Genomic DNA, 23169 nt, shown 5'->3' with positions numbered 1-23169 from the left:
AACCCTCAGCCGAACGCCTTCGCGTTGCGCACGGCCCACTCGGCGAATCGGGTCGCCGCACGTCCCGCCACCTGCTCCACCTGGCCGCTCACCTGCTGCTCCTCTTCCGTCGGCGAACCGAGAATCGTCAGCGTCCCCTCCACCACGGGCGGCGGCATGAACTGCAGCATCTGCTCGCGGGCCTCCTCAACGGACTGCTCGACGAACGGCAGCGAAAGCGCCTCGGCCCGTTCCCGCGGAGTCAGCGCCTCCGGACCGGTCAGCACATACGTCTGCCCCTCATGGCCGCCCTTCAGCGCCACCGCCGCGACGGCGGCGATGTCCGCGGGATCGACGAAGGGCAGCGCCACGTCTGCGAACGGCGCCGCGGCCACGCCACGACCGGCCCACGCGTAGGCGTTGGTGAAGAACCCGCTCGGCCGCAGGATCGTCCACTCCAGACTCGACTGCCGGACGCCCTCCTCGAACGACGCCATCCGCGAGTGCGGCACCATGCCCGGCCGCGTGCCGGCGCCCTGCGACGACAGCAGCACGACCCGCTGCACACCCGCTGCCTTCGCCACGTCCAGCACGGCGGCGATGTCCGTGTCCGGCCCCAGCAGGTCTCCGCCGAACAGCAGGAACAACGCCTCGGCGCCGTCCAGCACCGGCTCCAGCGAAGCCGGGCGCAGCAGGTCGACCCGCGGCCGCGAGACGCCGACAGCCTTGTCCCCCAGCAGCTCCATCAACGGGCGTCCCACGTTGCCGGTCGCCCCAGTCACCACGATCACGAGCTTCTCCTCAGCCGTTGTTTCGGTATCGAGAAGAAAGCTAACATCGTGAAGTTAGTAGGTACCTAGAGGAAAGTGACTACCCATGGAGACGGTGCCCGAGCTGGCCTGCCCCATCGCGCCGGTCGTCGACCTGGTCTTCAGCCGGTGGACGACGCCGATCCTGTGGACGTTGAACGAGTACGGCCGCCAGCGGTTCGTGGAGCTGGAACGGCGGATCGGCACGATCACGCCGAAGGTCCTCACGCAGCGGCTGCGGCAGCTCGAGAGGGACGGCCTGGTCACGAGGACCTACCACCCGGAGGTTCCGCCACGGGTGGAGTACGAGATCAGCGAGCTCGGGCGCAGTCTCGCGCCGATCTTCCACAACCTCGCCGACTGGTCGAAGCGCAACCTGGCCCAGGTCGACGAGGCCAGGTCGCGCTACGACGAGAACAACTAGCCCTTCACGGCACCGGACGCGAGGCCGGTCACCAGGAAGCGCTGCACCAGGTAGAACACGATGATCGCGGGAATCGCGACCAGGATCGACGCGGCGGCGAGGTGCCCCCACTCGGTCCGGTTCTGCTGCACGAACACCTGCAGACCCACGGCCAGCGTCTTCGACTCGTCCGCGGCGGACAGGAACGCCGACGCGAACGCCACCTCACCCCACGCGGTCAGGAACGCGTAGAACGACGTGACCGCGAGACCCGGCTTGGCCAGCGGGAGGATCAGCCGCCAGAACACGCCGAACGGCGACAGCCCGTCCACGCGACCGGCCTCGTCGATGTCCGCGGGCACCGTGTCGAAGTAGCCCTTGAGCATGTAGGTGCAGAACGGAACCGCGGTCGTGCAGTAGACCAGCACGAGGCCGATGGAAGTTCCGTTGAGCCCCAACGCGATCAGGATGTTGTACAGCGGCACGATCAGCACCGCGAACGGGAACATCTGCACCAGCAGGAACGACATCATCAGCCCGCGCTTGCCGGGGAACCGGAACCGCGAGGCCGCGTAGCCCGCGGTGGCCGAGATGAACACGCCGAGCACGGTCGTCATCAACGCGATCAGCACGGAGTTGCCGAACCAGGCGAGGAAGTCGCCCTTCTCGCCGGCGAGCACGCGGGTGTAGTTGTCCAAAGAGGACTCGTTCCACAGCTTCGGCGTCGGCTCGACCGCGCGGGCGTCCGGCTTCAGCGAGGTGACGAACACCCAGAAGATCGGGAACACCGCGATGACCGAGGCGACGATCAGGGCGGCGTGCAGCAGCACCGACGCGCCCTTGGACCGTTCCGCCCTGCGCAACCTGCGGTCGGTGGCCTGGACGACCTTCAGAGACGAAGCATCGAGCGTCATCACCACACCTCGCCCTGCTTGCGCAGCGCCCGCCGATATGCCGCGGCGAACACCAACAACACCGAAAGGATCAGCACGCCGTAGGTCGACGCGATCGCGTAGTCGCGGGACGCACCGGAGAAGAAGCGCTCGAACGCGTACGTCACCAGGATCCTGGCGTTCGGGTTCGGGCCCGCGACCAGGTAGATCACCGGGAACATGTTGAACGTCCAGATGATGCCGAGCAGGATCACGGTGGACGACACCGAACGCAGGCCGGGCAGCGTGACGTGCCGGAAGCGCTGCCACGGTGTGGCACCGTCCATCTCGGCCGCCTCGTAGAGGTCGCCGGGAATCGACTGCAGGCCACCGAGCAGCGCGACCATCATGAACGGCACGCCCAGCCACACGTTCACGATGATCACGGACACCAGCGCCCAGTTGTTCTGGCCGAGCCACACCGGGTCCGGGAGGCCGACGGAGCGCAGGACCTGGTTGATGATCCCGTACTGCGCGTTGAACATGTACTTCCACGCGAACGCGCTGATGAACGCGGGCACCGCCCACGGCAGGATCAGCAGCACCCGGTAGAACGAGCGGCCGCGCACCTGCCGGTTGAGCAGCAGGGCCAGGCCGAGCCCGATGGTGTAGTGGAAGAACACGCAGGCGAAGGTCCAGATCAGCGTGCGGACCAGCGTGCCCCAGAACGCGCCGTACGAGTCGCCGCCGGACAGGACGTTCAGGTAGTTCTTGAAGCCCACCACGTCGTAGGACGCGGGCCGGTCGAGGACCGGATTGGCGATGTTGCCCTCGTTGATGTTCGTGAAGGTGAAGAACACGCCCTGGGCGAGCGGGTAGAGCACCAACACCGCGATGACCACCACGACCGGCAGCACCATCGCATACGCGTACCAGTACCGGTCCAGGAACCGACGCACCGATCTCCTCCGAACGTCAGGCGAACGGCCGGGGCGGAAAACCCCGGCCGTTCAACACCAATCAGCCGATCGAGTACTCGGTGACGACCTGCTCCTTGTACGCCTTGGCGACCTCGTCCAGCGCCGCCTTCGGCTCCTTCTTTCCGGCGAGCACGTCGGCGTAGGCGACCTTCAGCGGGTCGAACAGCTGGCCACCCTCGGGGATCCAGGCCCGCTCGTGCGCGACCTTCGTGACCGGCTCGAACGCGGCGACGATCGCGTTGGCCTTGACGTCGGCGTTCTGGTAGGCCGACTTGCGGGTCGGCAGCAGGCCGAGCTCCTTGGCGATCGAGGCCTGCGACTCGACCGAAGCCATGCACTGGATGAACTTGACCGACGACTGCTTCGCCTTGGTGCCCTGACGGATCACGTAGTCGTGACCACCGACGGGCGCGCTGCCCTTGCCGGCGGACGGGCCGGGGACCGGCGCGATGCCCAGGTTCGCCTTGTCGGTGAACGCGGTGCCCTTGAGGTAGTCGGCGACGGCCCACGGACCGTTGATCACCATCGCCGCGTCACCGCTGGAGAACGCGGCCTGCATCGTGGTGTAGGAGTTGCCGGCGTCGAGCGAGGTGAACGCGGCCTTGGCGTCGAGCAGGCCCTTGGCGGTCTGCAGCGCCTTCACGTTCTTGTCGGAGTTGACCACGATCTTCTTCGCCGAGGCGTCGACCAGGTCACCGCCCTCGCCGTAGATGAACGGCAGCGCGTAGTACGCGTCGTTGTTGAGGAAGAACGACTTCTCACCGCCCAGCTTGGCGGCGGCGGCCTTGAGCTCGTCCCACGTCTTCGGCGGCTCGACACCCGCGTCGGCGAGCTTCTTCTTGTTGTAGAGCAGCGCCAGCGAGTCGGTCACCTGCGGCACGGCGTACGTCTTGCCCTCGAACTTCGTCGAGCCGAGCGGCGCGTCGAGGAAGTCGGAGGTGTCCTTCGCCAGGTCGGTGTCGGACAGGTCGGCGACGTAGCCCAGCTTGGCGAGCTGCGGCACCCACGCGACCTCGGCGCGGAAGACGTCCGGGCCCTGGCCACCCTGCGCGGCGGTCTTGTAGTTCGCGAGCGCCGTGTCGAACGCCTGCGTCTCGACCTTGACCTTGTAGCCGCCCTTGGTGGCGCAGTCCTCCGCGATCTTCTTGAACACGGGGCCTTCGTTGGGGCCACTGGTGTCCCAGAAGGTCACTTCGCCCGAGTCGGATCCGCTGCTGCTCGATCCACCGCCACCACAGGCGGTGAGCACGAGGGCGACACCCGTCGCCATGGCGGTCACGAGGGTTGTCCGTCGCATCGTTGCTGCCGTTCCCTCCAGCTGGGGCCTCATCTCCCGGCGAGATGAGGGTCTTGCAAGGTTTTGCGAGAATGTTGCGGGCGATTTCACTACCAGAACCATGGTCAGGTCAAGACGTCGACCGTAACCAAGCCGTAACGGCACTGTCTTGCAAACGCTCGTTGCAAAATTTTTCTGAACGCGGCAGGCTTGCCCGCAACCGAGGTCGATCAGGAGGCAACGTGTCCGGACTGTCCGAGATCGCCAGGGCAGCCGGGGTGTCCATCTCGACGGTGAGCCGCGTGCTGAACCGCCGGGCCGGCGTCAACGAGGAGACCCGGCAGCGAGTGCTGTCGGTGCTCGCGGAGATGCCCTACACCCCGCGCGGACTCGGTGCGCTGCAACGCACCGGCGTGATCGGTCTGCTCGTGCCGGAGCTCTCGAACCCGGTCTTCCCGGCGTTCGCCGAGGCCCTGGAGACGCGGGCGGCGCGCCTCGGCTACTCGTCGCTGCTGTGCAACACCCGCAGCGGTGCCCCGATGGGTGAGGAGGAGTACGTCCGGATGCTCCTGGCCCGCGGGGTCGAGGGCATGGTGTTCGTGTCACCGGAGATCACCAACGTCGAGGTGCCGCTCGGTCAGGCGCCGCGCCCGAGCTACTACGCGAAGCTCGTGGCGGACGGCGTCCACATGGTCTTCCTGAACGGTGCCACGCCGGCGCTGGACGTGCCCGACGTGACGGTGGACGAGCAGCTCGCGGGCTACATGGCCACCAAGCACCTGATCGAGCTGGGCCACGAGCGGATCGGGTTCGTCTCGGGTCCTGCGCGATCCCTCCCCTCACGCCTGAAGCGCGCGGGGTGGGCCGCCGCCCTGGAGGAGAACCACCTGCCCGCGGGCTCCGAGTACGTCGCGCACGCGCCGTTCAGCGCGGAAGGCGGCGGTGTGGCGGTGGCGAAGCTGCTCGACACCGTGGCCCCGACGGCGGTGATCTGTTCGTCCGACCACATGGCGCTCGGCGTCATGCGCGAGGCACACCAACGAGGGATTTCGGTTCCGGAGAACCTCTCGGTCGTCGGGTTCGACGACATCCCGCTGGCCGCCTACTCGTCGCCCGCTTTGACGACGCTCGCGCAGCCCATCGAGGAGATGGCGGCAGCCGCCATCGACGAGCTCGTGCTGCGCCTGGACCCGGATCGCCGCAGGCAGGACAGGGACAACTACACCCGCGTCTTCCGGCCGCGACTCGTCGTGCGGGAGTCCACTGCCCCGCCGAAATAAGACGCCCATTGGTCTGGACCAACTTCTGAACAAGGCAGATGGGTCAACCAGCACTGATGCGTCATTTGAGGGACACAGGTCACCCTCGCTTCACGAATTGGTTCTGAACCGTTACGGTCACTTCATGGCGCGGTCGATGCATGTGCGACGTCCTGCGACGCTGGCCTCTCTGGCCGCTGAGCTGGGCGTTTCCCGGACAACGGTGTCCAACGCGTACAACCGTCCCGACCAGCTCTCCCCCGAGCTGAGGCGGCGGGTGTTGGACACGGCCCGAAGGCTGGGTTATCCCGGCCCGGATCCTGTGGCGCGCTCGTTGCGCACGCGCAAGGCAGGTGCGGTGGGCCTGCTGCTCACCGAGAACCTCTCCTACGCGTTCCGCGACCCTGCCGCGATCGGTTTCCTCGAAGGCCTCGCGCTGGCGTGCGAGGACGCCGGCACGGGTCTGCTGCTGGTGCCCGCCAACCCCGAGCGCGAGGACGTCGCGTCCGTCCACCGCGCGGGTGTCGACGGCTTCGTCGTCTACTCGGTGCCGGACGACGACCCGCACCTCGCCGCGGTGCTGGAGCGTCCCGTTCCCACCGTCGTCTGCGACCAGCCCGACCTCGGCACCGTCGACAGGGTCGGCATCGACGACCGCGGCGCGATGTACGAGCTCGCGAAGCACCTGATCTCGCTGGGCCACCGCCGCGTCGGCGTCGTCTGCATGCGCCTCGCGCGCGACCGCAACGACGGCTTCGTGACCGCGGAGCGCCAGCACGCAGCGCACTTCCACGTGCAGCGCAACCGCCTGTCCGGCCTGGCCGAGGCGTTCAGCGAGGCCGGCGTCGACTGGTCGCAGGTGCCCGTCGTCGAGCGCTTCGACCACAACATGGCCTCCGGCGCCTCCGGCGCCGCCCAGGTGCTCGACAAGGACCCGCAGATCACCGCGTTGGTCTGCACCTCGGACGTGCTGGCGCTCGGCGCGATGACCGAGGCGGCGCGCCGCGGCCTGCGCGTGCCGCACGACCTGACGGTGACCGGCTTCGACGGCATCCGCGAGGCGGAGGCCGCCGGGCTCACGACGGTGCGTCAGCCGGTGCTGGAGAAGGGCCGCGCGGCGGGCAAGCTGCTGCTCGACTCGAACGAGCGGTCACGGCCGCGGTCGGTCAACCTCGCCACCGAGCTGATCATCGGCAAGACGTCGGCGGCGCCGCGCGGTGGTGCCGAGGAGCGCTGGTTCGGCCCGTGATCACCACTCGAGCCTGAAGACAACGGGTGAGCTGGCCTTCCCGGCCAGCTTCGCCACCAGCAGGTAGTCGCCGGGCCCGACCCGCGTGTGCGCGCCGCACCCCGGCTTCGAGGTCGAGCCCGCCCACTTCGTGCCGTAGTTGAAGAGCTCCTTGGGCTGCATCACCCGCACCTCGGAGCCCGCCGTCGACAGGCAGTGGTTGCTGGACCACAGCACCGTCGCGCCGTCGGCGGTCAGGACGGTCAGCTCGCGGTGCTGGCGTCCGATGTCCTTGATGCACGGCACCGGACCGTTGTTGACCACGTCCATGGACAGTTCTGGCTGGTCACCGATGGTGTAGAAGGGCTTGTTGGCCTTCGCCACGACCGCGATCACGTCGTCGGCGCAGGGCTGCGGCGGCCCCGGCGGCGGAGGCGGAGGCGTCGTCTGCGTCGGAGAGGGCGGCGGAGTCGTCGACGAGGACGACGGGACCGCGGTCTCGGACATGCTCGGCGGCGGGTTGGAGGACGACGCGGCGGCCGCGTTGGTCGGCACGGCCGGCTGGTCGTCGGACCCGAAGAGCCCGACGATCCAGATCACGAGCAGCAGTGTGACGAGCGCGGCGCCGATCGCGGCGATGCGGCGGCGCCAGTACACCGTGGACGGCAGCGGTCCTGTGGGCTCGATCACGGCCAGAAGGTAACCGGGCCAGGTGGAATCACGTGGTAGGTGAGCGTCGCTCGATCGGTTGAACGTGATATTGACCGGAAACCCCTTGTGAACGGGCGCTAACACCGGTTCCAATCAACGCGAGGTCCGCCGGTAGGCCATGGAGGGTGTCATGACCGCGATCGACGAACTGCTCAAGCGGAACTACGAGCTCGGAAACGTGGTTCCCGGAGACCGTTCCTCCGCGAAGCCGTCGCTGCAGGTGGCGATTCTGACCTGCATGGACTCCCGCATCCGGGTGTTCGAGATCTTCGGGTTGAAGCAGGGTGAGGCGCACGTGCTGCGCAACGCGGGCGGGGTCGTCACCGACGACATGATCCGCTCGCTCGCGCTGAGCCAGCGCAAGCTCGGCACGCGCGAGGTTCTGCTCGTGCACCACACGAACTGCGGCCTCGAGATGGTGACCGAGGACGAGTTCAAGGACGAGCTGGAGGCCGACACCGGTCTGCGTCCGACCTGGGCCGTCGAGGCGTTCAAGGTGGTCGAGCAGAGCGTCCGCGGCTCGATGGCGCGCCTGCGCCGCAGCCCGTTCATCCCGCACACGGACAAGATCCGCGGGTTCGTGTACGACGTGCACACGGGTGAGCTGCGCGAGGTCGACGCGGTCGACACCAAGGCCGCGTGACCGTTGCGCCACAATGGCGCACGATGAATCACGAGTTGCTGCTGGGCTGGTGGGACACCGCCGCGCGCGACCTTCCGTGGCGCCGTCCGGACTGCACTGCGTGGGGCGTGCTGGTCAGCGAGATCATGCTGCAGCAGACGCCGGTGTCGCGCGTCGAACCGATCTGGCACGAGTGGCTGTCGCGCTGGCCCGTTCCCAGCGCGATGGCCGCCGCGTCCCAGGGTGAAGTGCTGCGCATGTGGGGCAAGCTCGGCTATCCCCGGCGCGCTCTGCGGCTGCACGAGGCCGCCACGGTCATCGCGCGCGATCACGGTGATGTGGTGCCGTCGGACGTGGAGACGCTGGAGTCGTTGCCGGGCATCGGCAGCTACACGGCCCGTGCGGTGGCCACGTTCGCGTACGGGCAGAAGTGCGCTGTCGTCGACACGAACGTCCGACGCGTCGTTGCGCGCGCGGTGCACGGCGCTGGTGATGCCGGTCCGCCGTCGACCAAGCGCGATCTCCGTGACGTCGAGGTGATTCTGCCTTCGTCGCGGGAGGACGCCGCGGTGTTCTCGGCGGCGTTGATGGAGCTCGGCGCGTTGATCTGCACGGCGAAGAACCAGAAGTGTGCCGACTGCCCGCTGTACAGCGAATGCGCGTGGCAGCTCGCTGGCCGTCCTGCCTATGCGGGACCGGCGAAGAAGGTGCAGCAGTTCGCGGGCACCGATCGGCAGGTGCGGGGCAAGCTGCTGGACGTGCTGCGCGGCGCACCCGGCCCGGTGCCCAAGGCGCAGCTGGACATCGTCTGGCACGACATCACCCAACGAGAGAAGTGCCTGGTCTCACTGCTCGACGACGGTTTGGTCGAGCAGACGCGGGACGGCCTGTTCGCGCTACCGGGAGAGCACTGATGCACGCGCTGGTGGCGTTCTTCGACGACGAGGCGGACAAGCAGGTCCGCGACCTGTGGCGGCGGATCGGCGCTCGTCACGACTACCCGCCGCACCTCACGTACGCCATCGCGAGCACCATCGGCCCCAAGGTCCGCAAGGAGCTGCGCGAGGACCTGGAACGGCTCTGGATGCCGGACCTCTGGCTGCACACCCTCAGCACGTTCTCCACGGTCGAGAACGTGCTGATGCTCGCCGCGGTGGTCGACGCCGAGCTGCTCGCCGTGCACTCCGCGATCCACGACGTGCTGGCCGGTCACGTGAAGAACCCCAGCGCGTACTACCTGCCCGGCAACTGGGTGCCGCACTGCACGCTCGCCGCCGGCATCGACGACGACGCGATGAAGAAGGCGTTCGCCGAGGTCTTCCCGGTCGAGCCGATCCGCGCGAAGGTCCGCGAGGTCTCGATCGTCGACACTCAGACCGGCGAGATCGACGTGCTCAAGAAGGCCTCCACGGCACCCCGGTAGACCCACGGGGCGGTGGCGTGCACGAGGTGACCGGCCTCCGGCACGTGCAGGTACTGGCCGCCCGACCTGCGCGCGGCCTCCTCCATCTGGTTCGGCAGCTGACCGCCCTGACCCGCCTCGATGACCAGTGACGGGCACTTCACCTCGTCGATGGACTCCCAGTACGCGCGCGTGCCCCACTCGGCGGCGATCTCGTAGAGGTCGTCCATCGACGCGATCAGGTGCCAGCCGTCCTCGCGTTCCTCGAAGTACTCGGCGAACACCGGCGCACCGAAGAACGACGTCACGTGCGCGAGCGACTGGAACGGCACCGGCCAGGCGTCGAAGAACCACTTCCACTCGTCGACGGTCCTGCCCCTGTTGTCCGGGGCGAAGTCCTCGACCACAATCGCGCGCACCAGGTCGGGGCGGGTCGCCGCGAGACACCACGCGTGCAGCCCGCCCATGGAGTGCCCGATCACCACAGCGGGTCCGAGGCCGAGGTCCTCGATCGCCTTCGCGGCGTCGGCGACGAAGTCCTCGGTGCGAAACGGTCCCCGCTGCGGGTTGCGGCCGTGCCCGCGTTGGTCGATGCCGACGACACGGCCGAAAGGTTTGAGCCACTGCGCGACCGGCCACCACGCAGTTGCCCTGCTCATCAGGCCGTGCAGGAGCAGTACGCCTTGACCCGTTCCGCCGAACTCCACCACCGACACAGGGATGATTAACGCATGAAGGCCCGCCCGTACCTGATCGCCCTGGTGTTGCTCGTGCTCGTCGCGGGTCTGCTGGTCGTGTTCCGCACGCCGGGCAGCGACCCCGCGCAGCAGCAGCAGCGCCAGGAGCCGTCACCGCAGGCGGCCGTGGAGGCCGGCGCGGGTGCGGGCGACGCGTACTACCCGCTGGACGGCAACAGCGGCTACGACGTCGCGCTCTACGACCTGGCGATCACCTACGACCCGCAGTCGAAGCAGCTGAAGGGTGTCGCGAAGATCAACGCGACCGCGGTGAGCGACCTGTCGCGGTTCAACCTCGATCTGGAGGGCCTGCAGGTCAGCGACGTGCAGGTGGGCGACAAGCCGGCGAAGTTCGCGCAGGAGGACGAACACGAGCTGGTCATCACGCCCGCGTCTCCCCTCGCCAAGGGCAAGCCGTTCACCGCCGTGGTCACCTACGGCGGCGAGCCCAAGACCGTCGAAAGCGCCTCGCTGGGCCGCAGCGGCTGGCAGATCTCGTCGACGGGTGGCGCGTTCGCCGCAGGTCAGCCGCACTCCGCGACGTCGTGGTTCCCGGCCAACGACACCCCGCGCGACAAGGCGGCGCTGAAGCTGTCGGCACGCGTCCCCGACGGCTGGACGGCGGTCTCGAACGGCCTCGAAGGCCCCGTGACGCGGGATAGCGGCTGGACGACGTTCAACTGGTCCGAGGAGACCCCGCTCGCGACCTACCTGATCACCGTGGCCATCGACAAGTTCGAGGTCGTCCGCTCCAAGCTCCCCAACGGCACACCGGTGCTCGACGCGTACGCCCCCGGCACGTCCGCGCAGAAGAAGCCGATCCAGGCGGAGCTGCCCGAGGTGCTGTCGTTCCTGGAGACGAAGTTCGGCCCGTACCCGCAGCGCGCGGCGGGCAGCATCTGGGTGGCCGACCAGATCGGCTTCTCGCTGGAGACCCAGACCAGGCCGATCTACGCGTCGTGGGCGGACCTGGAGGTGGTGGTGCACGAGAACGCCCACCAGTGGTTCGGCGACTCGGTGACGATCTCGAACTGGGCGGACATCTGCCTGAACGAGTGCCTGGCGTCCTACGCGCAGTGGCTGTGGCTGGAGAAGAACGGCACCGACCTCGACGAGCGCTACCGCGGCCGCGTCGAGGAACTGCGTTCGCGCAGCTCGTTCTGGGCTCCGAAGCTCTACGACATGGGCAAGGGCAACGAGTTCAGGGGCGTCTACGACAAGGGCATCATGGCGATGCACGCGCTGCGCAAGCAGGTCGGGGACGACGTGTTCTTCAAGGCCCTGCAGTCGTGGACGGCCAAGCACCGCGACGGCAACGCGTCCTGGCCGGAGTTCGAGAAGCACTTCGAGGAGGCCTCCCGACAGCAGCTGGACGGGTTCTTCCAGGCCTGGTTCCGCGGATCGGGCATTCCGGAAGATCAGTACCTGCTGCCTGTCGGTGTGCGCCGCTAGAGTCGGTGTCATGGCAGTCGTGAAGATCAACGCGATCAAGGTCCCCGAGGGCGCAGGCCCCGAGCTCGAGAAGCGCTTCGCCGCCCGCCTCGGCGCGGTCGACGACCAGCCGGGCTTCCTCGGCTTCGAGCTCCTGCGCCCGGTCGCGGGCGAGGACCGCTACTTCGTCGTGACGCACTGGGAGACCGACGAGGCCTTCGCCGCGTGGCGCGACGGCCAGGCGGGCCAGGCCGCGCACTCGGGTGAGCGCGCGAAGCCCGTGTCGACCGGCGCCGACCTGCTGGAGTTCGAGGTCGTGCTGGGGAGCAAGCCCAAGCAGTGATCGACCAGGCCTACGACCGGGCCGCCGAGCTGATCTCCTGCGCGGACGCGGTGCTCGTCTGCGCCGGTGCAGGCATCGGCGTCGACTCGGGTCTGCCGGACTTCCGCGGCACCGAGGGCTTCTGGCGTGCCTACCCGCCGTACCAGCGCCTCGGGCTGAAGTTCGAGGAGATCGCCGACCCGGTGCACTTCGCCGACGATCCCGCGCTGGCGTGGGGTTTCTACGGCCACCGGCTCGGCCTGTACCGCGCGACCGTGCCGCACGAGGGTTTCGAGATCCTCCGGTCGTGGGGCGCCCGCGTCTTCACGTCCAATGTGGACGGCCAGTTCCAGAAGGCGGGCTTCACGGACGTCGCCGAGGTCCACGGTTCGATCCACCACGTCCAGTGCGTGGAACCGTGCACCGACGAGATCTGGGAGTGCACGTTCGACGTCGAGGTGGATCCCTCGACGATGCGCGCGGTGGGCCCGTTGCCGTCGTGCCCGTCGTGCGGTGGCCTGGCGCGGCCCAACATCCTGATGTTCGGCGACTGGGCCTGGGTGCCGCACCGCAGCCAGGCCCAGCTCGACGCGCTGACGTCGTGGCGGCGTTCGGTCAGGAACCTGGTCGTGATCGAGATCGGTGCCGGCACCGCGGTGCCGACCGTGCGCCGTCAGGCAGAGCTGGCGAGCGCGGCCTCCGGTGCGCTGATCAGGATCAATCCGCGCGAACCGGAGGTCAGGCACGGCCGGGGCGTCTCGTTGCCGTCGAACGCCCTCGAAGCACTCACCGCGCTGGCGAGCTCAGTCGATCGAACGTCTCGGTGACCTTCCGCCTGTCACCGACGACCGCGTACGCCTGCAGGTCGACGTGCCGGGAGTTCCTGCTCACGAACGTCGCCTCGATGGTGTACGAGCCGCCCCAGGCCGTGTACTCGTCCGGCGCCCTGCTCTCCAGGTAGACGTACGCGTCCTCGCGCGTCTGGCTGTTCGGCAGATACATGCCCAGGCAGTGCGTGCCGTCCTCGGTGCAGCGCAGCGACGGGCTCTTCTTGTGGTCCCACCGCGTGGCGTCGAACGGCACGAGCTGCCCGCTGAGGTACGCGTACTCCTTGGTGAAGTCGCGCTGGGTGTAGGCGACGATCGTGCTGTGGACCTCGCCGACGTTCGCGGCGGGTTCGGCGTCCTCGACGTGCAGCCCGGCGCGGAGCTGGATGACGTTGCCGGACACGCTGACGTCCGGGTTGAGCCAGTAGTGCGAAAGGCCGAGGCTCATCGGGCTCTGGTTCGGCTGGTAGTCGGTCGCCTTGCAGTTGTCGTCGGGCAGCTTGGTCTGCTGCGGAATCGGCACGTACATCGCGAGCCTGCTGGCCGCGAGATAGCGGTCGCCGCCGACCTTCTCGAACTGCGACAACGCGCTGGTGGACCACGAGTGGTAGGGCGGCTCCTTCTTGTCGTCGTCCTTCTGCGAGCCGGCCTGCGTCGGGTTGTAGCACTCGGTCGCCCTGGGCTGCACCGTGTCAGGCGCGCCGATCGGCCGGACGAACGGCCGCACGGCCCACTGGAACGCGGCACCGTGCCCGCCGCTGCCGATGTACTCCTTGCCGCCGTACCTGACCGAGGCGATGGCACCGGCGAGTGCCGTCGACGCCGTCACGGACACCTGGTCGGAGGAGATGGTCAGGTCCGGGTAGTAGGTCCCCCAGTTCGTGTGTTCGGCGCACTCGGACTTGTACGTCATGACGAACTGGTAATAGGCCTCGTTGCGCATGTCCTGAGGCTCTGGCGGCGGTGGACAGATGGTGGTGGGTTCCTCGGCCTGAGCGGGCGAAAGCATGCCCCCCAGCAAGGCCGCAACGGCGAGGATCTTCATGTGACCTGTCTAGCAGGAACCAGCTACCGGGGTACGACGAACTGCGCGACGACAGCCCTGTGATCGCTGCCGGGCACGTCGAACACGTCCACCGTGTCCACCGGGCATTTCGAGTCGACCAGCACGTGGTCGATCGTGACCGGCGGCGGCCACACCCCGCTGTTGCTCGGCCAGGTGTGGATCAGCCCCTTGCCGACCTGGTCAGCGGCGTCCACGTACCCCTTGTTGAGCAGCCGCGTGATGCCGACGTGGTCGAGCGTCGCGTTGAAGTCGCCCGCGAGCACCCGGATCGCGCCAGTCGAGTCCGGACTGGGCAACCCGGCGAGCTCGCGCTGCCACGCCTCCGGCCCCTCGGTCACGACCGGCGGCAACGGGTGCACCGACACGACCTCGATGTTCTGCCCCGGCAGGTCGACCACCGCGGCCGCCTGCTGCAACGTGCTGGGCGGCGTGAGATCCCGTCGCGTGAGCGGGAACTTCGAGGCGATGCCACTACCCGACCCACCCGGCTCGTCGAGGAAGACCCGGTTCGGCAGCACCTGGTCGAGCCCGGCCCGTTCGAGGTCGCGCACCATGTCGGGCGTCAGCTCCTGCATCGCCAGGATGTCGACACCGCGAGCCTTGACCTCCCTGACGATGAACTGGGCGTCCGCGATCCCGGTGAGCAGGTTCGAGGTCATCACCCTGACCTGCTGCCCCACCCCGTTGGGCCGCGAGTCGGGAAACGCCCGCGGCGCCACGTTGGCCACCAGCACGATCCCCACCAGGGTCATCGTCAGCCCGACGGCCCACCGCCTGCGGAACAACGCGCCCAACCCGATCAGCAGCCCCACCACGGTGAGGTAGGGCATCAACGACGTCGTGGCGATCATGTACCGCGTGCCGTCGATGCCGAGCAGCCTGACCAGCGCGGCCGCGACGAACGCGATCGCGCAGAGGACCAGCAAGAACGTGGCGAACCCGCTCCTGTGCGGCTTCACCTCGGTGGTGACCACGTCGTGCAGCGTGCCCGAGTACGCGTCAGTCTCCGGTGTGGTCTTCACAGCTGAAGGACGGCCGGCAGCGCCTCCGAGTTGCCCGCCGAAATTGTCAGACCCCACCGCCATGCTGACCTCATGGGAGCCAAAGACTGGATGCTCTTCTACGCATCCGACGACGTCAGCAAGGTCCTGCGCTCGTCACCGAAGATCGACCGCGAGGCCACCACAGCGCTGATGCAGCGCCTCTACCCGTCGCACAACCTCCGCCCGATCCCGGACGGCTGCCTTGACGTGGCCAACCCACCCGCAGGCGAGGTCTACGCCGGCGTCTTCCCAGGCCTGTCCATCGTCTGCACCAGAGACGCCGCGAACGACGCCCCGACCGACCTGGACCCGCGCTTCGTCCGCGAGGCCGCCGGCCGCACCCTCTACCTGCACGCGATGCACAGCGTCGTCGACTTCTTCGCCTACGCGATCTGGGAGCCCGACGGCACCGTGCGCCGCGCGTTCAGCCTCGCCCCCGACAGCGGCGTCATCGAGGACATCGGCACACCACTGCCGTTCGAGGAGAAGTACCTGGCGGGCGACCCGGAGTTCCTGGCGAGCCTGGACGGCGACGACTACCCGTTCCGCTTCCACCCGCTCGACCTGGCGGAGGAAGCGCTGCGCTCGTTGTTCGGCTTCAACTACGAGGGTCTCTACCTCGACGACGACCCGAACCTGGAGGAGATCGTGCTGGCCGGCTACGCCGTGACGCCGCGCTGACTCACACGACCTTCACCCGATCTCCATGTCAGCGCTGGGCACCAGGAACTCGGTCGAGCAGAGCGGTCATCGAGTCAACGGTCTGCAGAACGACCCCGGGGAGGATCGGACCGTCCATCACGGTGTACGCGATTCCTGACTCGAAGGTGAGGTTCCGCAACTGCATCTCGTCGAGGAGCAGTTCGAGGAACTGGTGGTTCAGCACGCCGGCTGCTTCGGGCAGGTCGCTGGTGAAGGCGACGAACTCGTGGTCGACGAACGCCGGCAGTTTCAGCTCCATCCACAGCGGATCGTCGTCGCGCGCCACCGTCACCGGCATCTCACCGGCCCAGTTCCGCTCCTGCGCGGCCGAACCGGAGTGCCTGCGTCGAACGATCTTCAGCGGCACCAGGTCCGCCGTCGCGACCTCGATCCTGACCTCCTGAGCCGTCCTGGTGCTCGTGGAGGTCGCTTTCTCCATCGACGCCTCGCTCACCCGGACCTGCCACCGGCCCCGCCGGAAGTCCAGCACGTGGTCGAAGCGCGGCTCCGACTGCCTTCCCAGCCATTTCAAGAACGTGCCGTGCTCGTCCGCCATCGCTCGGGTGAGGTCGGCGGACCAGGGGCGGGCTCCAGCGCGCCGATACGTCACCGTCCCGCCAAGGCTCTCCGCGAACGCGGTCAACTCGTCGAGACGTTCGCGCTCCGCCTTGCGGTTCTTGCGCCACACCAGCCACAACACGAGACCGACCAGCACACCGACGCAGAGACCGAAGAGACCGAGCCGCAGGTAGAACTCGCTGTTCATGCTCAGATGTCCAGGTATCCCTCGATGCGTTGCTTCTCGTGGTCCTTGCCGGTGTCGTCGTACTCGTCACCTTTCTGGACGTTGCCGATGTTCCGCAACGGCTTGTCGATGCCGGCGTTGCCACCCGAACCGACACCGACCTGCGCTCGCCCGGCGTCCACCGCCGCCTTGCCCATGGAACCCAGGAAACCCCGCTGGACCCGTTCGCCGATCAGTCCCTCCTTGCTCATCACCTTGACCACCGGCGACTTGTTGCCGAGGTCCTTGGCGATGTCCGCGAAGTGGCTGCTGACCTGCTTGTTGACCATCGACCGCTGGAAGGCGTCCCGCACGTTCTTGATCCGGCCGCCCAGGTTGCGCAGGAACTCCATGATCTTGCTCAGGAACTGCTTCAGCCTGGCCACGATGCGCGACACCCGGCTCGCAGTGGATGCGACGCGCACACCGGTTGCCGCACCCGCGGCGGCAGTCGATGCCCCGAAGCTCGGCACGGCGGCCGCGAGCGCGGGGATCCAGATCATGATGAGCCAGGTGATGAGCTCGGTCAGGATCGCCTTGATGAAGTCCTCGATGATCGTCATGATCATGCTGGAGATCTGCAGCATCTGGGCCAGCTCGCCTGCCTGACCGGCAACGCCGTCGATGCCGTTGGCGAACTCGCCGAGCTTGGTGGCCGCCACTTCGGACGTTTGACCACCCCAGGTCTGCACGGCGCTCGCGAGGTCCGCGTCGAACTGCTTGCGCAGGTCGGCAACGCCCTTGGCGATGTTGCTGAAGTTCTCCGCTGCCTGCTGCAGCGCAGGACCGTCACCACTGCAGAAGTGGATCGCGTCCTCCAGCGGCTGGACTACGCTGATCAGGAAGTTCAGTCCCTGCCCGACCAGCCAGCCCAGCGGATCCGTTGCGATGCCGTACGCGGACGTGCCGAGTGATCCGATCAACGCGCTGCCCTCGGACGCCAAGGCGATCGTCTCGGAACTGTCCTTGCCGTCGCTGAACTTCGACTGCGCCTCGATCGACTTCAGCACTCCGCCGACGAACGGAGTCGCCTCCGCCATCTTCCTGCCGACCGTCTTCTCACCGACGGTGATCTCGACACCGCCGGCCTTGGTCTTCTCCTCAGCCACGGGGACGCCTACTTCCTGTCGATTTCTACCTGGATGCCGTTGAAGATGGCCTTCAACGCCTCCTCCTGCTCCCGGTAACCCTGGGCGGTGCCGCGGAACTTCTCCGCTCCGGACTGCAGTCCGTTCTGCAGGTCGGTGAAGAGCTCTTTGAGCTCATTCAGCTTTTCCGTGTAGCTGCTCTTCACGAAAATTCCGACCACGCCCCACGACTTGTTCCCCACATCGGCCTTGCCGACGAGGCCGGCAATCGCCGCCGCGGTGTCGCGCTGTGCGTCGAGCATGCCCGCGAACTGCGTGAGCTCGTCCGGGTTGACGTCGAATCCGCTCATCGGCCGCCGTCCTCGTCGTCGTAGAGGTTCAGGAATCGATCGTCCTGTTTGAGCGGCTGGCCCGCTTGGGTCGAGCGCGTGTCCCAGGAGTCGTCGCGCAGCACATTCCGGTCCGAGAAGTCCTCAACGGACTCCGGAGCCGGCCTGCGCGGTGGCGCTGGTGGCCGGACCGGCGTGGCCGAAGCGGGAGGTGGAACCTGCTGAGGCTGCGGAGCAACAGGCGGTGCGGCCTCGTCTGCCGTGGCGGCGCGCAGCTCAGCGGGAGTCATGCCGAACAGCTGGGCCTGCGTCTCCAGCACCTGGTCCTTGAGGTGCATGTCGTCGCCCAGCGCACCCTCCACAATGCTCGCCTGGCGACGAGCGGCCTCAGCGACAGCCTTCTGCAACGTGGACATCAGCTCGGCGGCCAAGGCGTGCGGCGGGCGGCGCATGGCCTGGTCGGTGAGCCTGATGTCCTTGATGGATCCGGACGGGCCTGCCACCACCGTCACGGCGCGGTCGGCCGAGGTGGCGACTGCCTCCATTTCGGTCAGTTGCTGCTGCATCTCGCCGATGTTGGCGAACTGCTCGTCAACTCGGTGCATCTGTGCCTGGAACCGCTCGAACTGGGCTACGAGCTGGTCGAACTCCGCCGACACGGCCGGGACCTCCTCCGCCTCGCCGCGAGCTGGAGCTGCGGCGTTGATTCTGCGTGAGCAGGTCCATACTGACAGTGAAGGACTTGTCGTGCGGCGAAACGGGCAAATCGACCCGTCGGAGTGACGTGATCCTCAGACGACCGCGGTGGGATCCCGCGGCTCGACGCCCGGCATGAGGTCGAGGGTCTCCAGGATCATGTCGACGAGGAAGACGAGTTCGTCCGACCGGACCTGGCCCTGACCGACGACGTGCACGAACCCGTCCTCAAAGGACAGTTCGAAGAACTCCAGCTTGACCGTGCGCTTCGGCAGCGGCATCGTCGCGACCTCGATCCAGTGCTGGTGCAGCACGACGTTGTCGCTCATCACCGGTCTCGGGTTGCAGGCTTCGGTCACGTGGACGTGCCAGGGGCCGCGCTGGAAGTCGAGCGTCAGCTCGGCCCGGTACTTCGAGTGCTGGAGGCGCGGGGACCACGCGGCCGCCATGCCGGGGCCGGAGAGGGTGCCGCCGAGCTCTGCGGCGAGCTCGGTCAGGGCTGGGGACTGCTCGGCGATCGCCTTGGCGCGGGCACGGGCGCGGCGTTCGGGGAGCAGCGCGTAGAAGACGACGACGATGGCGATGAGGACCATCACGTGCGGCTGCAGCAGGATCGTCAGCAGGATTTCCATCGCGGCCCCCTCCTGCGAGCACGTGTCGTCTCTTCAAGGTGCCGCGAGGCCTGATTGTTGAGCGGAGACGAGAACGGCTCCCGGGCGGGGAGCCTGGGAGCCGTTCTCGTTTGCTGCTAGATCACTCGGTCTCGGTCGCCGGCGCGTCCTGCGGCTCGGTGGCCGCGGGGGTCGCCAGGTCGACCGGCGGGGCGTCCGGCACGCGGTTCGGCTTGGCCTCGCCGCGGAAGACGAAGCGCGCCTTGTCGTGCTCGTCGGACACGCCGTCCCAGCCCTCGACGTCGGTGATGATGATCTGGCCCGGCTGGAGTTCGCCGAACAGGATCTTCTCCGACAGCTGGTCCTCGATCTCGCGCTGGATCGTGCGGCGCAGCGGGCGGGCGCCCAGCACCGGGTCGAAGCCGCGCTTGGCCAGCAGGGCCTTCGCCCTGTCGGTCAGCTCGAGGGCCATGTCCTTGTTCTTCAACTGGGTCTCGACGCGGGCGATCATCAGGTCCACCATCTTGATGATCTCGTCCTGAGTCAGCTGGTGGAAGACGATGATGTCGTCGATGCGGTTGAGGAACTCGGGGCGGAAGTGCTTCTTCAGCTCGTCGTTGACCTTGTTCTTCATGCGCTCGTAGTTGGACGCGGTGTCCTGACCCGAGGTGAAGCCGAGGCCGACGGCCTTGCTGATGTCGGACGTGCCCAGGTTCGACGTGAAGATGATGACGGTGTTCTTGAAGTCCACCGTCCGGCCCTGACCGTCGGTCAGGCGGCCGTCCTCCAGCACCTGGAGCAGCGTGTTGTAGACCTCCTGGTGGGCCTTCTCGATCTCGTCGAAGAGCACGACGGAGAACGGCTTGCGGCGCACCTTCTCGGTGAGCTGGCCGCCCTCTTCGTAGCCGACGTAGCCGGGAGGGGCACCGAAGAGCCGCGACGCGGTGTAGCGGTCGTGGAACTCGCCCATGTCGATCTGGATGAGCGCGTCGTCCTCGCCGAACAGGAAGTTCGCCAGCGCCTTCGAGAGCTCGGTCTTACCGACACCGGACGGGCCGGCGAAGATGAACGAGCCCGACGGACGCTTCGGGTCCTTCAGACCGGCGCGGGTGCGGCGGATCGCCTGCGACACGGCCTTGACCGCGTCGACCTGGCCGATGATCCGCTTGTGCAGCTCGTCCTCCATGCGGAGCAGACGCGTGGTCTCCTCCTCGGTGAGCTTGAACACCGGGATGCCGGTCCAGTTGGCGAGGACCTCGGCGATCTGCTCGTCGTCGACCTCAGCGACGACGTCCAGGTCACCGTCCTTCCACTGCTTCTCCCGCTCGGCCTTCTGGCCCAGGAGCTGCTTCTCCGCGTCACGCAGCTTGGCCGCGCGCTCGAAGTCCTGCGCGTCGATCGCGGACTCCTTGTCGCGACGGACGTCGGCGATCTTCTCGTCGAACTCGCGCAGGTCCGGCGGCGCGGTCATCCGGCGGATGCGCATGCGAGCGCCCGCCTCGTCGATGAGGTCGATCGCCTTGTCCGGCAGGAACCGGTCGTTGATGTACCGGTCGGCCAGCGTGGCGGCGGCGACGAGCGCGGAGTCGGTGATCGAGACGCGGTGGTGCGCCTCGTACCGGTCGCGCAGGCCCTTGAGGATCTCGATGGTGTGCTCGAGCGACGGCTCGCCCACCTGGATCGGCTGGAAGCGGCGCTCCAGCGCGGGGTCCTTCTCGACGTGCTTGCGGTACTCGTCGAGCGTGGTCGCACCGATCGTCTGCAGCTCACCGCGAGCCAGCATCGGCTTGAGGATCGACGCGGCGTCGATCGCGCCCTCGGCGGCACCCGCACCGACGAGCGTGTGGATCTCGTCGATGAACAGGATGATGTCGCCGCGCGTGCGGATCTCCTTGAGGACCTTCTTCAGGCGCTCTTCGAAGTCACCGCGGTAGCGCGAGCCCGCGACCAGCGAGCCGAGGTCGAGCGTGTAGAGCTGCTTGTCCTTGAGCGTCTCGGGCACCTCGCCCTTGACGACCATCTGCGCCAGCCCCTCGACGACGGCGGTCTTGCCGACACCGGGCTCGCCGATGAGGACCGGGTTGTTCTTGGTGCGGCGGGACAGCACCTGCATGACCCGCTCGATCTCCTTGGTGCGCCCGATCACCGGGTCGAGCTTCCCCTCACGGGCCGAAGCCGTGAGGTTGCGCCCGAACTGGTCGAGGACCAGGGACGACGACGGGGTGCCCTCGCCGCGACCGGTCGACTCCGACGCGCCCTTCTCCGTCGAGTAGCCGGACAGCAGCTGCAGCACCTGCTGGCGCACCCTGTTGAGGTCGGCGCCGAGCTTCACGAGGACCTGCGCAGCAACGCCTTCGCCCTCGCGAATCAGGCCGAGCAGGATGTGCTCGGTGCCGATGTAGTTGTGGCCGAGCTGCAGCGCCTCGCGCAGAGACAGCTCCAGCACCTTCTTGGCGCGCGGGGTGAAGGGGATGTGTCCACTCGGAGCCTGCTGGCCCTGGCCGATGATCTCTTCGACCTGCTGGCGGACGCCCTCCAGCGCGATCCCCAACGACTCGAGCGCCTTGGCGGCGACACCTTCACCCTCGTGGATCAGACCCAGGAGGATGTGCTCGGTGCCGATGTAGTTGTGGTTGAGCATCCGTGCCTCTTCTTGGGCAAGGACAACCACCCGCCTCGCGCGGTCGGTGAACCTTTCGAACATTCGCACTCCCTGACTGCTGCGTCGGCGGTCCTCGGCTCCACCGATCTACCCTGGTGAGCGCGGCACCGTGGCTCCACTGTAGTGGGCGGTACCGAGGCCTGTGGTTCCCGTCAGGGGACAGTGGCGTCCCGGAAACCCTGACGCCAGCATCAACGCAGGTCGGGAGCAACGGATTCCACAGATCGGGCGATGTCCGCTGAGCGCGAACAACCGACCGCTGGGCGATACTCCTGTGACCGGGCCCACCCCGGGGCGCGAAAAACGGGCATCTTGGGTAAGGTTAGGCAAGCCTCATACACATGAGATAGGACTTGCGCGTTGACCGTACCTGCGAGGGTCTCACGACAGAACCCGCGCGCGCTCACGCCCTTGGCCGAATCCATCGCCCGTCTGGACGCCACCTCCGAAATCAGGTTCGGCGCCCCTCCCGCGGACTGGACGATCTGCTCCGACCTGCTGGCCGAGCCCGCGCGCTTCGACCTGTGGCGCAAGGACCTGGCCGAGTGGATGGTCGAGCAGTACGGCGAGTCCGACGACCGCGCCACCGCCGGCTACATCATGGGCTGGTACCTGCACATCCCGGGCACCATCGCGGGCCTCCTCTTCCACACGGCCCGCCGCGTCCCGACCCTGAAGCCCAGCGACATCGCCTTCCGCACCAACACCGAGGGCCGCCCCCACCCGGACGGCATCTCCGTCCTGTGCGACGAGTTCGCCTGCCTCCCGGACGACCCGGCCTCCAACCACCCGGCAGCCACCGTGGTGGCCAACGAGGCAGCCCTGGCCGCCTTGCTGCGCGCCCGCTACGCGGCCCACGCCGCCCAGTTCGTGGCCTCCTTCGGCCAGGTGGTCCGCTTCGGCCGCCGCACCCTCTGGGCCGCCGCCACCGACATGCTGGAGTACGGCGCCTGGGCAGCCGGCCGCGTCTGCGGCGACGAGAACGGCGGCGTGACGGACGCGGCGCTGATCCTGCCGGAGAAGCTCGAGCCCTTCGTCTCCGCTTCGACCCTGCACCTGACCGGCGAGGGCTGGAAGCGCAAGCGCAACAGCTGCTGTTTCCACTACGTGCTCCCCGAGGCCGAGCCCTGCACGGCCTGCCCGCGCACCTGCTCCTGAGCCCGAGCGAAGGTGGAACCCGAGCAGTCCTTGGCATGCCGGGCTGGTGGGGTGGGTCCCGTCACGAGTCGTGCCTGATCGTCTGCCGCGCCCAGGGAGGGGTGTCAAGCGGGCACGCTTTTCGTCTGTCGTGTCTCGGGTGATCTGTCGCAGGTTTGTCTCGGTTGTTGTG

The 23169-nt window shown here is 67.8% G+C and carries 25 protein-coding genes; 11 read left to right on the top strand and 14 right to left on the bottom strand.

What is annotated here, in order from left to right; all coding sequences use genetic code 11:
• Nucleotides 1–5 precede the first annotated feature (5 nt).
• The gene (locus tag IEZ09_RS38245) at nt 6–770 is read right to left on the bottom strand and encodes an SDR family oxidoreductase (RefSeq protein WP_189258731.1); all 765 of its coding nucleotides are present in this window, start codon (nt 768–770) and stop codon (nt 6–8) included.
• A gap of 85 nt (nt 771–855) precedes the next feature.
• On the opposite strand from IEZ09_RS38245, the gene IEZ09_RS38240 reads away from it, so the two are divergent.
• The gene (locus IEZ09_RS38240; protein ID WP_189258730.1) at nt 856–1212 is read left to right on the top strand and encodes a winged helix-turn-helix transcriptional regulator; all 357 of its coding nucleotides are present in this window, start codon (nt 856–858) and stop codon (nt 1210–1212) included.
• Here the strand turns inward: IEZ09_RS38240 and IEZ09_RS38235 are convergent.
• The 3 genes from IEZ09_RS38235 to IEZ09_RS38225 form a co-directional block, all read right to left on the bottom strand.
• Nucleotides 1209–2105, bottom strand: coding sequence for a sugar ABC transporter permease (locus IEZ09_RS38235; RefSeq protein WP_189258729.1), 897 nt, complete (start codon nt 2103–2105; stop codon nt 1209–1211). The two genes, IEZ09_RS38240 and IEZ09_RS38235, sit on opposite strands and share 4 nt — an antisense overlap.
• Nucleotides 2105–3022: a carbohydrate ABC transporter permease gene (locus tag IEZ09_RS38230; RefSeq protein ID WP_370467784.1), complete on the bottom strand. Its 918-nt coding sequence runs from the start codon at nt 3020–3022 to the stop codon at nt 2105–2107. The genes IEZ09_RS38235 and IEZ09_RS38230 overlap by 1 nt, the downstream gene beginning before the upstream one ends.
• Before the next feature lie 61 nt (nt 3023–3083).
• Entirely contained in the window at nt 3084–4340 is a 1257-nt protein-coding gene (locus tag IEZ09_RS38225; protein ID WP_189258728.1) for an extracellular solute-binding protein, read from the bottom strand.
• A gap of 221 nt (nt 4341–4561) precedes the next feature.
• On the opposite strand from IEZ09_RS38225, the gene IEZ09_RS38220 reads away from it, so the two are divergent.
• On the top strand, nt 4562–5599 hold the full coding sequence (locus tag IEZ09_RS38220; RefSeq protein WP_189258727.1) for a LacI family DNA-binding transcriptional regulator: 1038 nt from the start codon (nt 4562–4564) through the stop codon (nt 5597–5599).
• Nucleotides 5600–5723: 124 nt separating this feature from the next.
• The gene (locus IEZ09_RS38215) at nt 5724–6827 is read left to right on the top strand and encodes a LacI family DNA-binding transcriptional regulator (protein WP_189258726.1); all 1104 of its coding nucleotides are present in this window, start codon (nt 5724–5726) and stop codon (nt 6825–6827) included.
• On the opposite strand, the gene IEZ09_RS38210 is transcribed toward IEZ09_RS38215, so the two are convergent.
• Complete coding sequence (locus IEZ09_RS38210; protein WP_189258725.1) at nt 6828–7496, bottom strand: hypothetical protein; 669 nt, start codon at nt 7494–7496, stop codon at nt 6828–6830. It lies immediately after the preceding gene.
• Between the two features lie 151 nt (nt 7497–7647).
• Here IEZ09_RS38210 and IEZ09_RS38205 point away from each other — a divergent pair, with 151 nt between their 5' ends.
• Genes IEZ09_RS38205 through IEZ09_RS38195 form a run of 3 tightly spaced genes read left to right on the top strand, consistent with a single transcriptional unit; the run spans nt 7648 to nt 9562 of the window.
• Nucleotides 7648–8160, top strand: coding sequence for a beta-class carbonic anhydrase (locus IEZ09_RS38205; RefSeq protein ID WP_189258724.1), 513 nt, complete (start codon nt 7648–7650; stop codon nt 8158–8160).
• A 23-nt stretch (nt 8161–8183) separates the two neighbouring features.
• Nucleotides 8184–9053 (top strand): HhH-GPD family protein, encoded by an 870-nt coding sequence (locus IEZ09_RS38200; protein ID WP_189258723.1) that lies wholly within the window; start codon nt 8184–8186, stop codon nt 9051–9053.
• The gene (locus tag IEZ09_RS38195; protein WP_189258722.1) at nt 9053–9562 is read left to right on the top strand and encodes a 2'-5' RNA ligase family protein; all 510 of its coding nucleotides are present in this window, start codon (nt 9053–9055) and stop codon (nt 9560–9562) included. Before IEZ09_RS38200 ends, IEZ09_RS38195 begins: the two co-directional genes overlap by 1 nt.
• On the opposite strand, the gene IEZ09_RS38190 is transcribed toward IEZ09_RS38195, so the two are convergent.
• Nucleotides 9511–10257: an alpha/beta fold hydrolase gene (locus tag IEZ09_RS38190; RefSeq protein WP_189258721.1), complete on the bottom strand. Its 747-nt coding sequence runs from the start codon at nt 10255–10257 to the stop codon at nt 9511–9513. The genes IEZ09_RS38195 and IEZ09_RS38190 overlap by 52 nt on opposite strands.
• A 15-nt stretch (nt 10258–10272) precedes the next feature.
• Here IEZ09_RS38190 and IEZ09_RS38185 point away from each other — a divergent pair, with 15 nt between their 5' ends.
• Genes IEZ09_RS38185 through IEZ09_RS38175 form a run of 3 tightly spaced genes read left to right on the top strand, consistent with a single transcriptional unit; the run spans nt 10273 to nt 12858 of the window.
• On the top strand, nt 10273–11730 hold the full coding sequence (locus IEZ09_RS38185; RefSeq protein ID WP_189258720.1) for a M1 family metallopeptidase: 1458 nt from the start codon (nt 10273–10275) through the stop codon (nt 11728–11730).
• 10 nt (nt 11731–11740) lie between these two features.
• On the top strand, nt 11741–12052 hold the full coding sequence (locus IEZ09_RS38180; protein ID WP_189258719.1) for an antibiotic biosynthesis monooxygenase family protein: 312 nt from the start codon (nt 11741–11743) through the stop codon (nt 12050–12052).
• Complete coding sequence (locus tag IEZ09_RS38175) at nt 12052–12858, top strand: SIR2 family NAD-dependent protein deacylase (RefSeq protein ID WP_189258761.1); 807 nt, start codon at nt 12052–12054, stop codon at nt 12856–12858. The genes IEZ09_RS38180 and IEZ09_RS38175 overlap by 1 nt, the downstream gene beginning before the upstream one ends.
• On the opposite strand, the gene IEZ09_RS38170 is transcribed toward IEZ09_RS38175, so the two are convergent.
• Both IEZ09_RS38170 and IEZ09_RS38165 read right to left on the bottom strand, forming a co-directional pair.
• Nucleotides 12818–13903: a hypothetical protein gene (locus IEZ09_RS38170; RefSeq protein WP_189258718.1), complete on the bottom strand. Its 1086-nt coding sequence runs from the start codon at nt 13901–13903 to the stop codon at nt 12818–12820. The two genes, IEZ09_RS38175 and IEZ09_RS38170, sit on opposite strands and share 41 nt — an antisense overlap.
• A 23-nt stretch (nt 13904–13926) precedes the next feature.
• Nucleotides 13927–14946, bottom strand: coding sequence for an endonuclease/exonuclease/phosphatase family protein (locus IEZ09_RS38165; protein WP_229813323.1), 1020 nt, complete (start codon nt 14944–14946; stop codon nt 13927–13929).
• 72 nt (nt 14947–15018) lie between these two features.
• On the opposite strand from IEZ09_RS38165, the gene IEZ09_RS38160 reads away from it, so the two are divergent.
• Nucleotides 15019–15648: a DUF6928 family protein gene (locus tag IEZ09_RS38160; protein ID WP_189258716.1), complete on the top strand. Its 630-nt coding sequence runs from the start codon at nt 15019–15021 to the stop codon at nt 15646–15648.
• 28 nt (nt 15649–15676) lie between these two features.
• On the opposite strand, the gene IEZ09_RS38155 is transcribed toward IEZ09_RS38160, so the two are convergent.
• The 6 genes from IEZ09_RS38155 to IEZ09_RS38130 all read right to left on the bottom strand — a co-directional run bounded on the left by IEZ09_RS38155 (nt 15677) and on the right by IEZ09_RS38130 (nt 21881).
• Nucleotides 15677–16435 (bottom strand): hypothetical protein, encoded by a 759-nt coding sequence (locus IEZ09_RS38155; RefSeq protein WP_189258715.1) that lies wholly within the window; start codon nt 16433–16435, stop codon nt 15677–15679.
• 2 nt (nt 16436–16437) lie between these two features.
• Entirely contained in the window at nt 16438–17562 is a 1125-nt protein-coding gene (locus tag IEZ09_RS38150; RefSeq protein ID WP_189258714.1) for a WXG100 family type VII secretion target, read from the bottom strand.
• Nucleotides 17563–17570: 8 nt separating this feature from the next.
• Nucleotides 17571–17891 carry a WXG100 family type VII secretion target gene (locus tag IEZ09_RS38145; protein ID WP_189258713.1) on the bottom strand — a complete coding sequence of 107 codons (321 nt, stop codon included), beginning with the start codon at nt 17889–17891 and terminating at the stop codon, nt 17571–17573.
• Nucleotides 17888–18529: a YbaB/EbfC family nucleoid-associated protein gene (locus IEZ09_RS38140; protein ID WP_189258712.1), complete on the bottom strand. Its 642-nt coding sequence runs from the start codon at nt 18527–18529 to the stop codon at nt 17888–17890. Before IEZ09_RS38140 ends, IEZ09_RS38145 begins: the two co-directional genes overlap by 4 nt.
• A gap of 132 nt (nt 18530–18661) precedes the next feature.
• Entirely contained in the window at nt 18662–19198 is a 537-nt protein-coding gene (locus IEZ09_RS38135; protein ID WP_189258711.1) for a hypothetical protein, read from the bottom strand.
• 121 nt (nt 19199–19319) lie between these two features.
• Nucleotides 19320–21881, bottom strand: a complete 2562-nt coding sequence (locus tag IEZ09_RS38130; protein ID WP_189258710.1) for an ATP-dependent Clp protease ATP-binding subunit — start codon at nt 21879–21881, stop codon at nt 19320–19322.
• Between the two features lie 369 nt (nt 21882–22250).
• Between IEZ09_RS38130 and IEZ09_RS38125 the strand changes: the two genes are divergently transcribed.
• Nucleotides 22251–22997, top strand: coding sequence for a (2Fe-2S)-binding protein (locus IEZ09_RS38125; protein WP_229813322.1), 747 nt, complete (start codon nt 22251–22253; stop codon nt 22995–22997).
• Nucleotides 22998–23169 lie beyond the last annotated feature (172 nt).

Origin of the sequence: Lentzea flava (assembly GCF_014648475.1) — a bacterium.
GTDB lineage: Bacteria > Actinomycetota > Actinomycetes > Mycobacteriales > Pseudonocardiaceae > Lentzea > Lentzea flava.
Note: the sequence above shows the minus strand (reverse complement) of the source record. Positions and strands in the feature narration are given on the sequence as shown.

What these genes read in the sequence shown, in the direction of transcription:
- IEZ09_RS38240 (WP_189258730.1), top strand. Translation starts at nt 856, where the DNA reads ATGGAGACGGTGCCCGAGCTGGCCTGCCCCATCGCGCCGGTCGTCGAC.
- IEZ09_RS38235 (WP_189258729.1), bottom strand. Translation starts at nt 2,105, where the DNA reads ATGACGCTCGATGCTTCGTCTCTGAAGGTCGTCCAGGCCACCGACCGC.
- IEZ09_RS38225 (WP_189258728.1), bottom strand. Translation starts at nt 4,340, where the DNA reads ATGCGACGGACAACCCTCGTGACCGCCATGGCGACGGGTGTCGCCCTC.
- IEZ09_RS38215 (WP_189258726.1), top strand. Translation starts at nt 5,724, where the DNA reads ATGGCGCGGTCGATGCATGTGCGACGTCCTGCGACGCTGGCCTCTCTG.
- IEZ09_RS38205 (WP_189258724.1), top strand. Translation starts at nt 7,648, where the DNA reads ATGACCGCGATCGACGAACTGCTCAAGCGGAACTACGAGCTCGGAAAC.
- IEZ09_RS38200 (WP_189258723.1), top strand. Translation starts at nt 8,184, where the DNA reads ATGAATCACGAGTTGCTGCTGGGCTGGTGGGACACCGCCGCGCGCGAC.
- IEZ09_RS38195 (WP_189258722.1), top strand. Translation starts at nt 9,053, where the DNA reads ATGCACGCGCTGGTGGCGTTCTTCGACGACGAGGCGGACAAGCAGGTC.
- IEZ09_RS38185 (WP_189258720.1), top strand. Translation starts at nt 10,273, where the DNA reads ATGAAGGCCCGCCCGTACCTGATCGCCCTGGTGTTGCTCGTGCTCGTC.
- IEZ09_RS38180 (WP_189258719.1), top strand. Translation starts at nt 11,741, where the DNA reads ATGGCAGTCGTGAAGATCAACGCGATCAAGGTCCCCGAGGGCGCAGGC.
- IEZ09_RS38170 (WP_189258718.1), bottom strand. Translation starts at nt 13,903, where the DNA reads ATGAAGATCCTCGCCGTTGCGGCCTTGCTGGGGGGCATGCTTTCGCCC.
- IEZ09_RS38160 (WP_189258716.1), top strand. Translation starts at nt 15,019, where the DNA reads ATGGGAGCCAAAGACTGGATGCTCTTCTACGCATCCGACGACGTCAGC.
- IEZ09_RS38155 (WP_189258715.1), bottom strand. Translation starts at nt 16,435, where the DNA reads ATGAACAGCGAGTTCTACCTGCGGCTCGGTCTCTTCGGTCTCTGCGTC.
- IEZ09_RS38145 (WP_189258713.1), bottom strand. Translation starts at nt 17,891, where the DNA reads ATGAGCGGATTCGACGTCAACCCGGACGAGCTCACGCAGTTCGCGGGC.
- IEZ09_RS38135 (WP_189258711.1), bottom strand. Translation starts at nt 19,198, where the DNA reads ATGGAAATCCTGCTGACGATCCTGCTGCAGCCGCACGTGATGGTCCTC.
- IEZ09_RS38130 (WP_189258710.1), bottom strand. Translation starts at nt 21,881, where the DNA reads ATGTTCGAAAGGTTCACCGACCGCGCGAGGCGGGTGGTTGTCCTTGCC.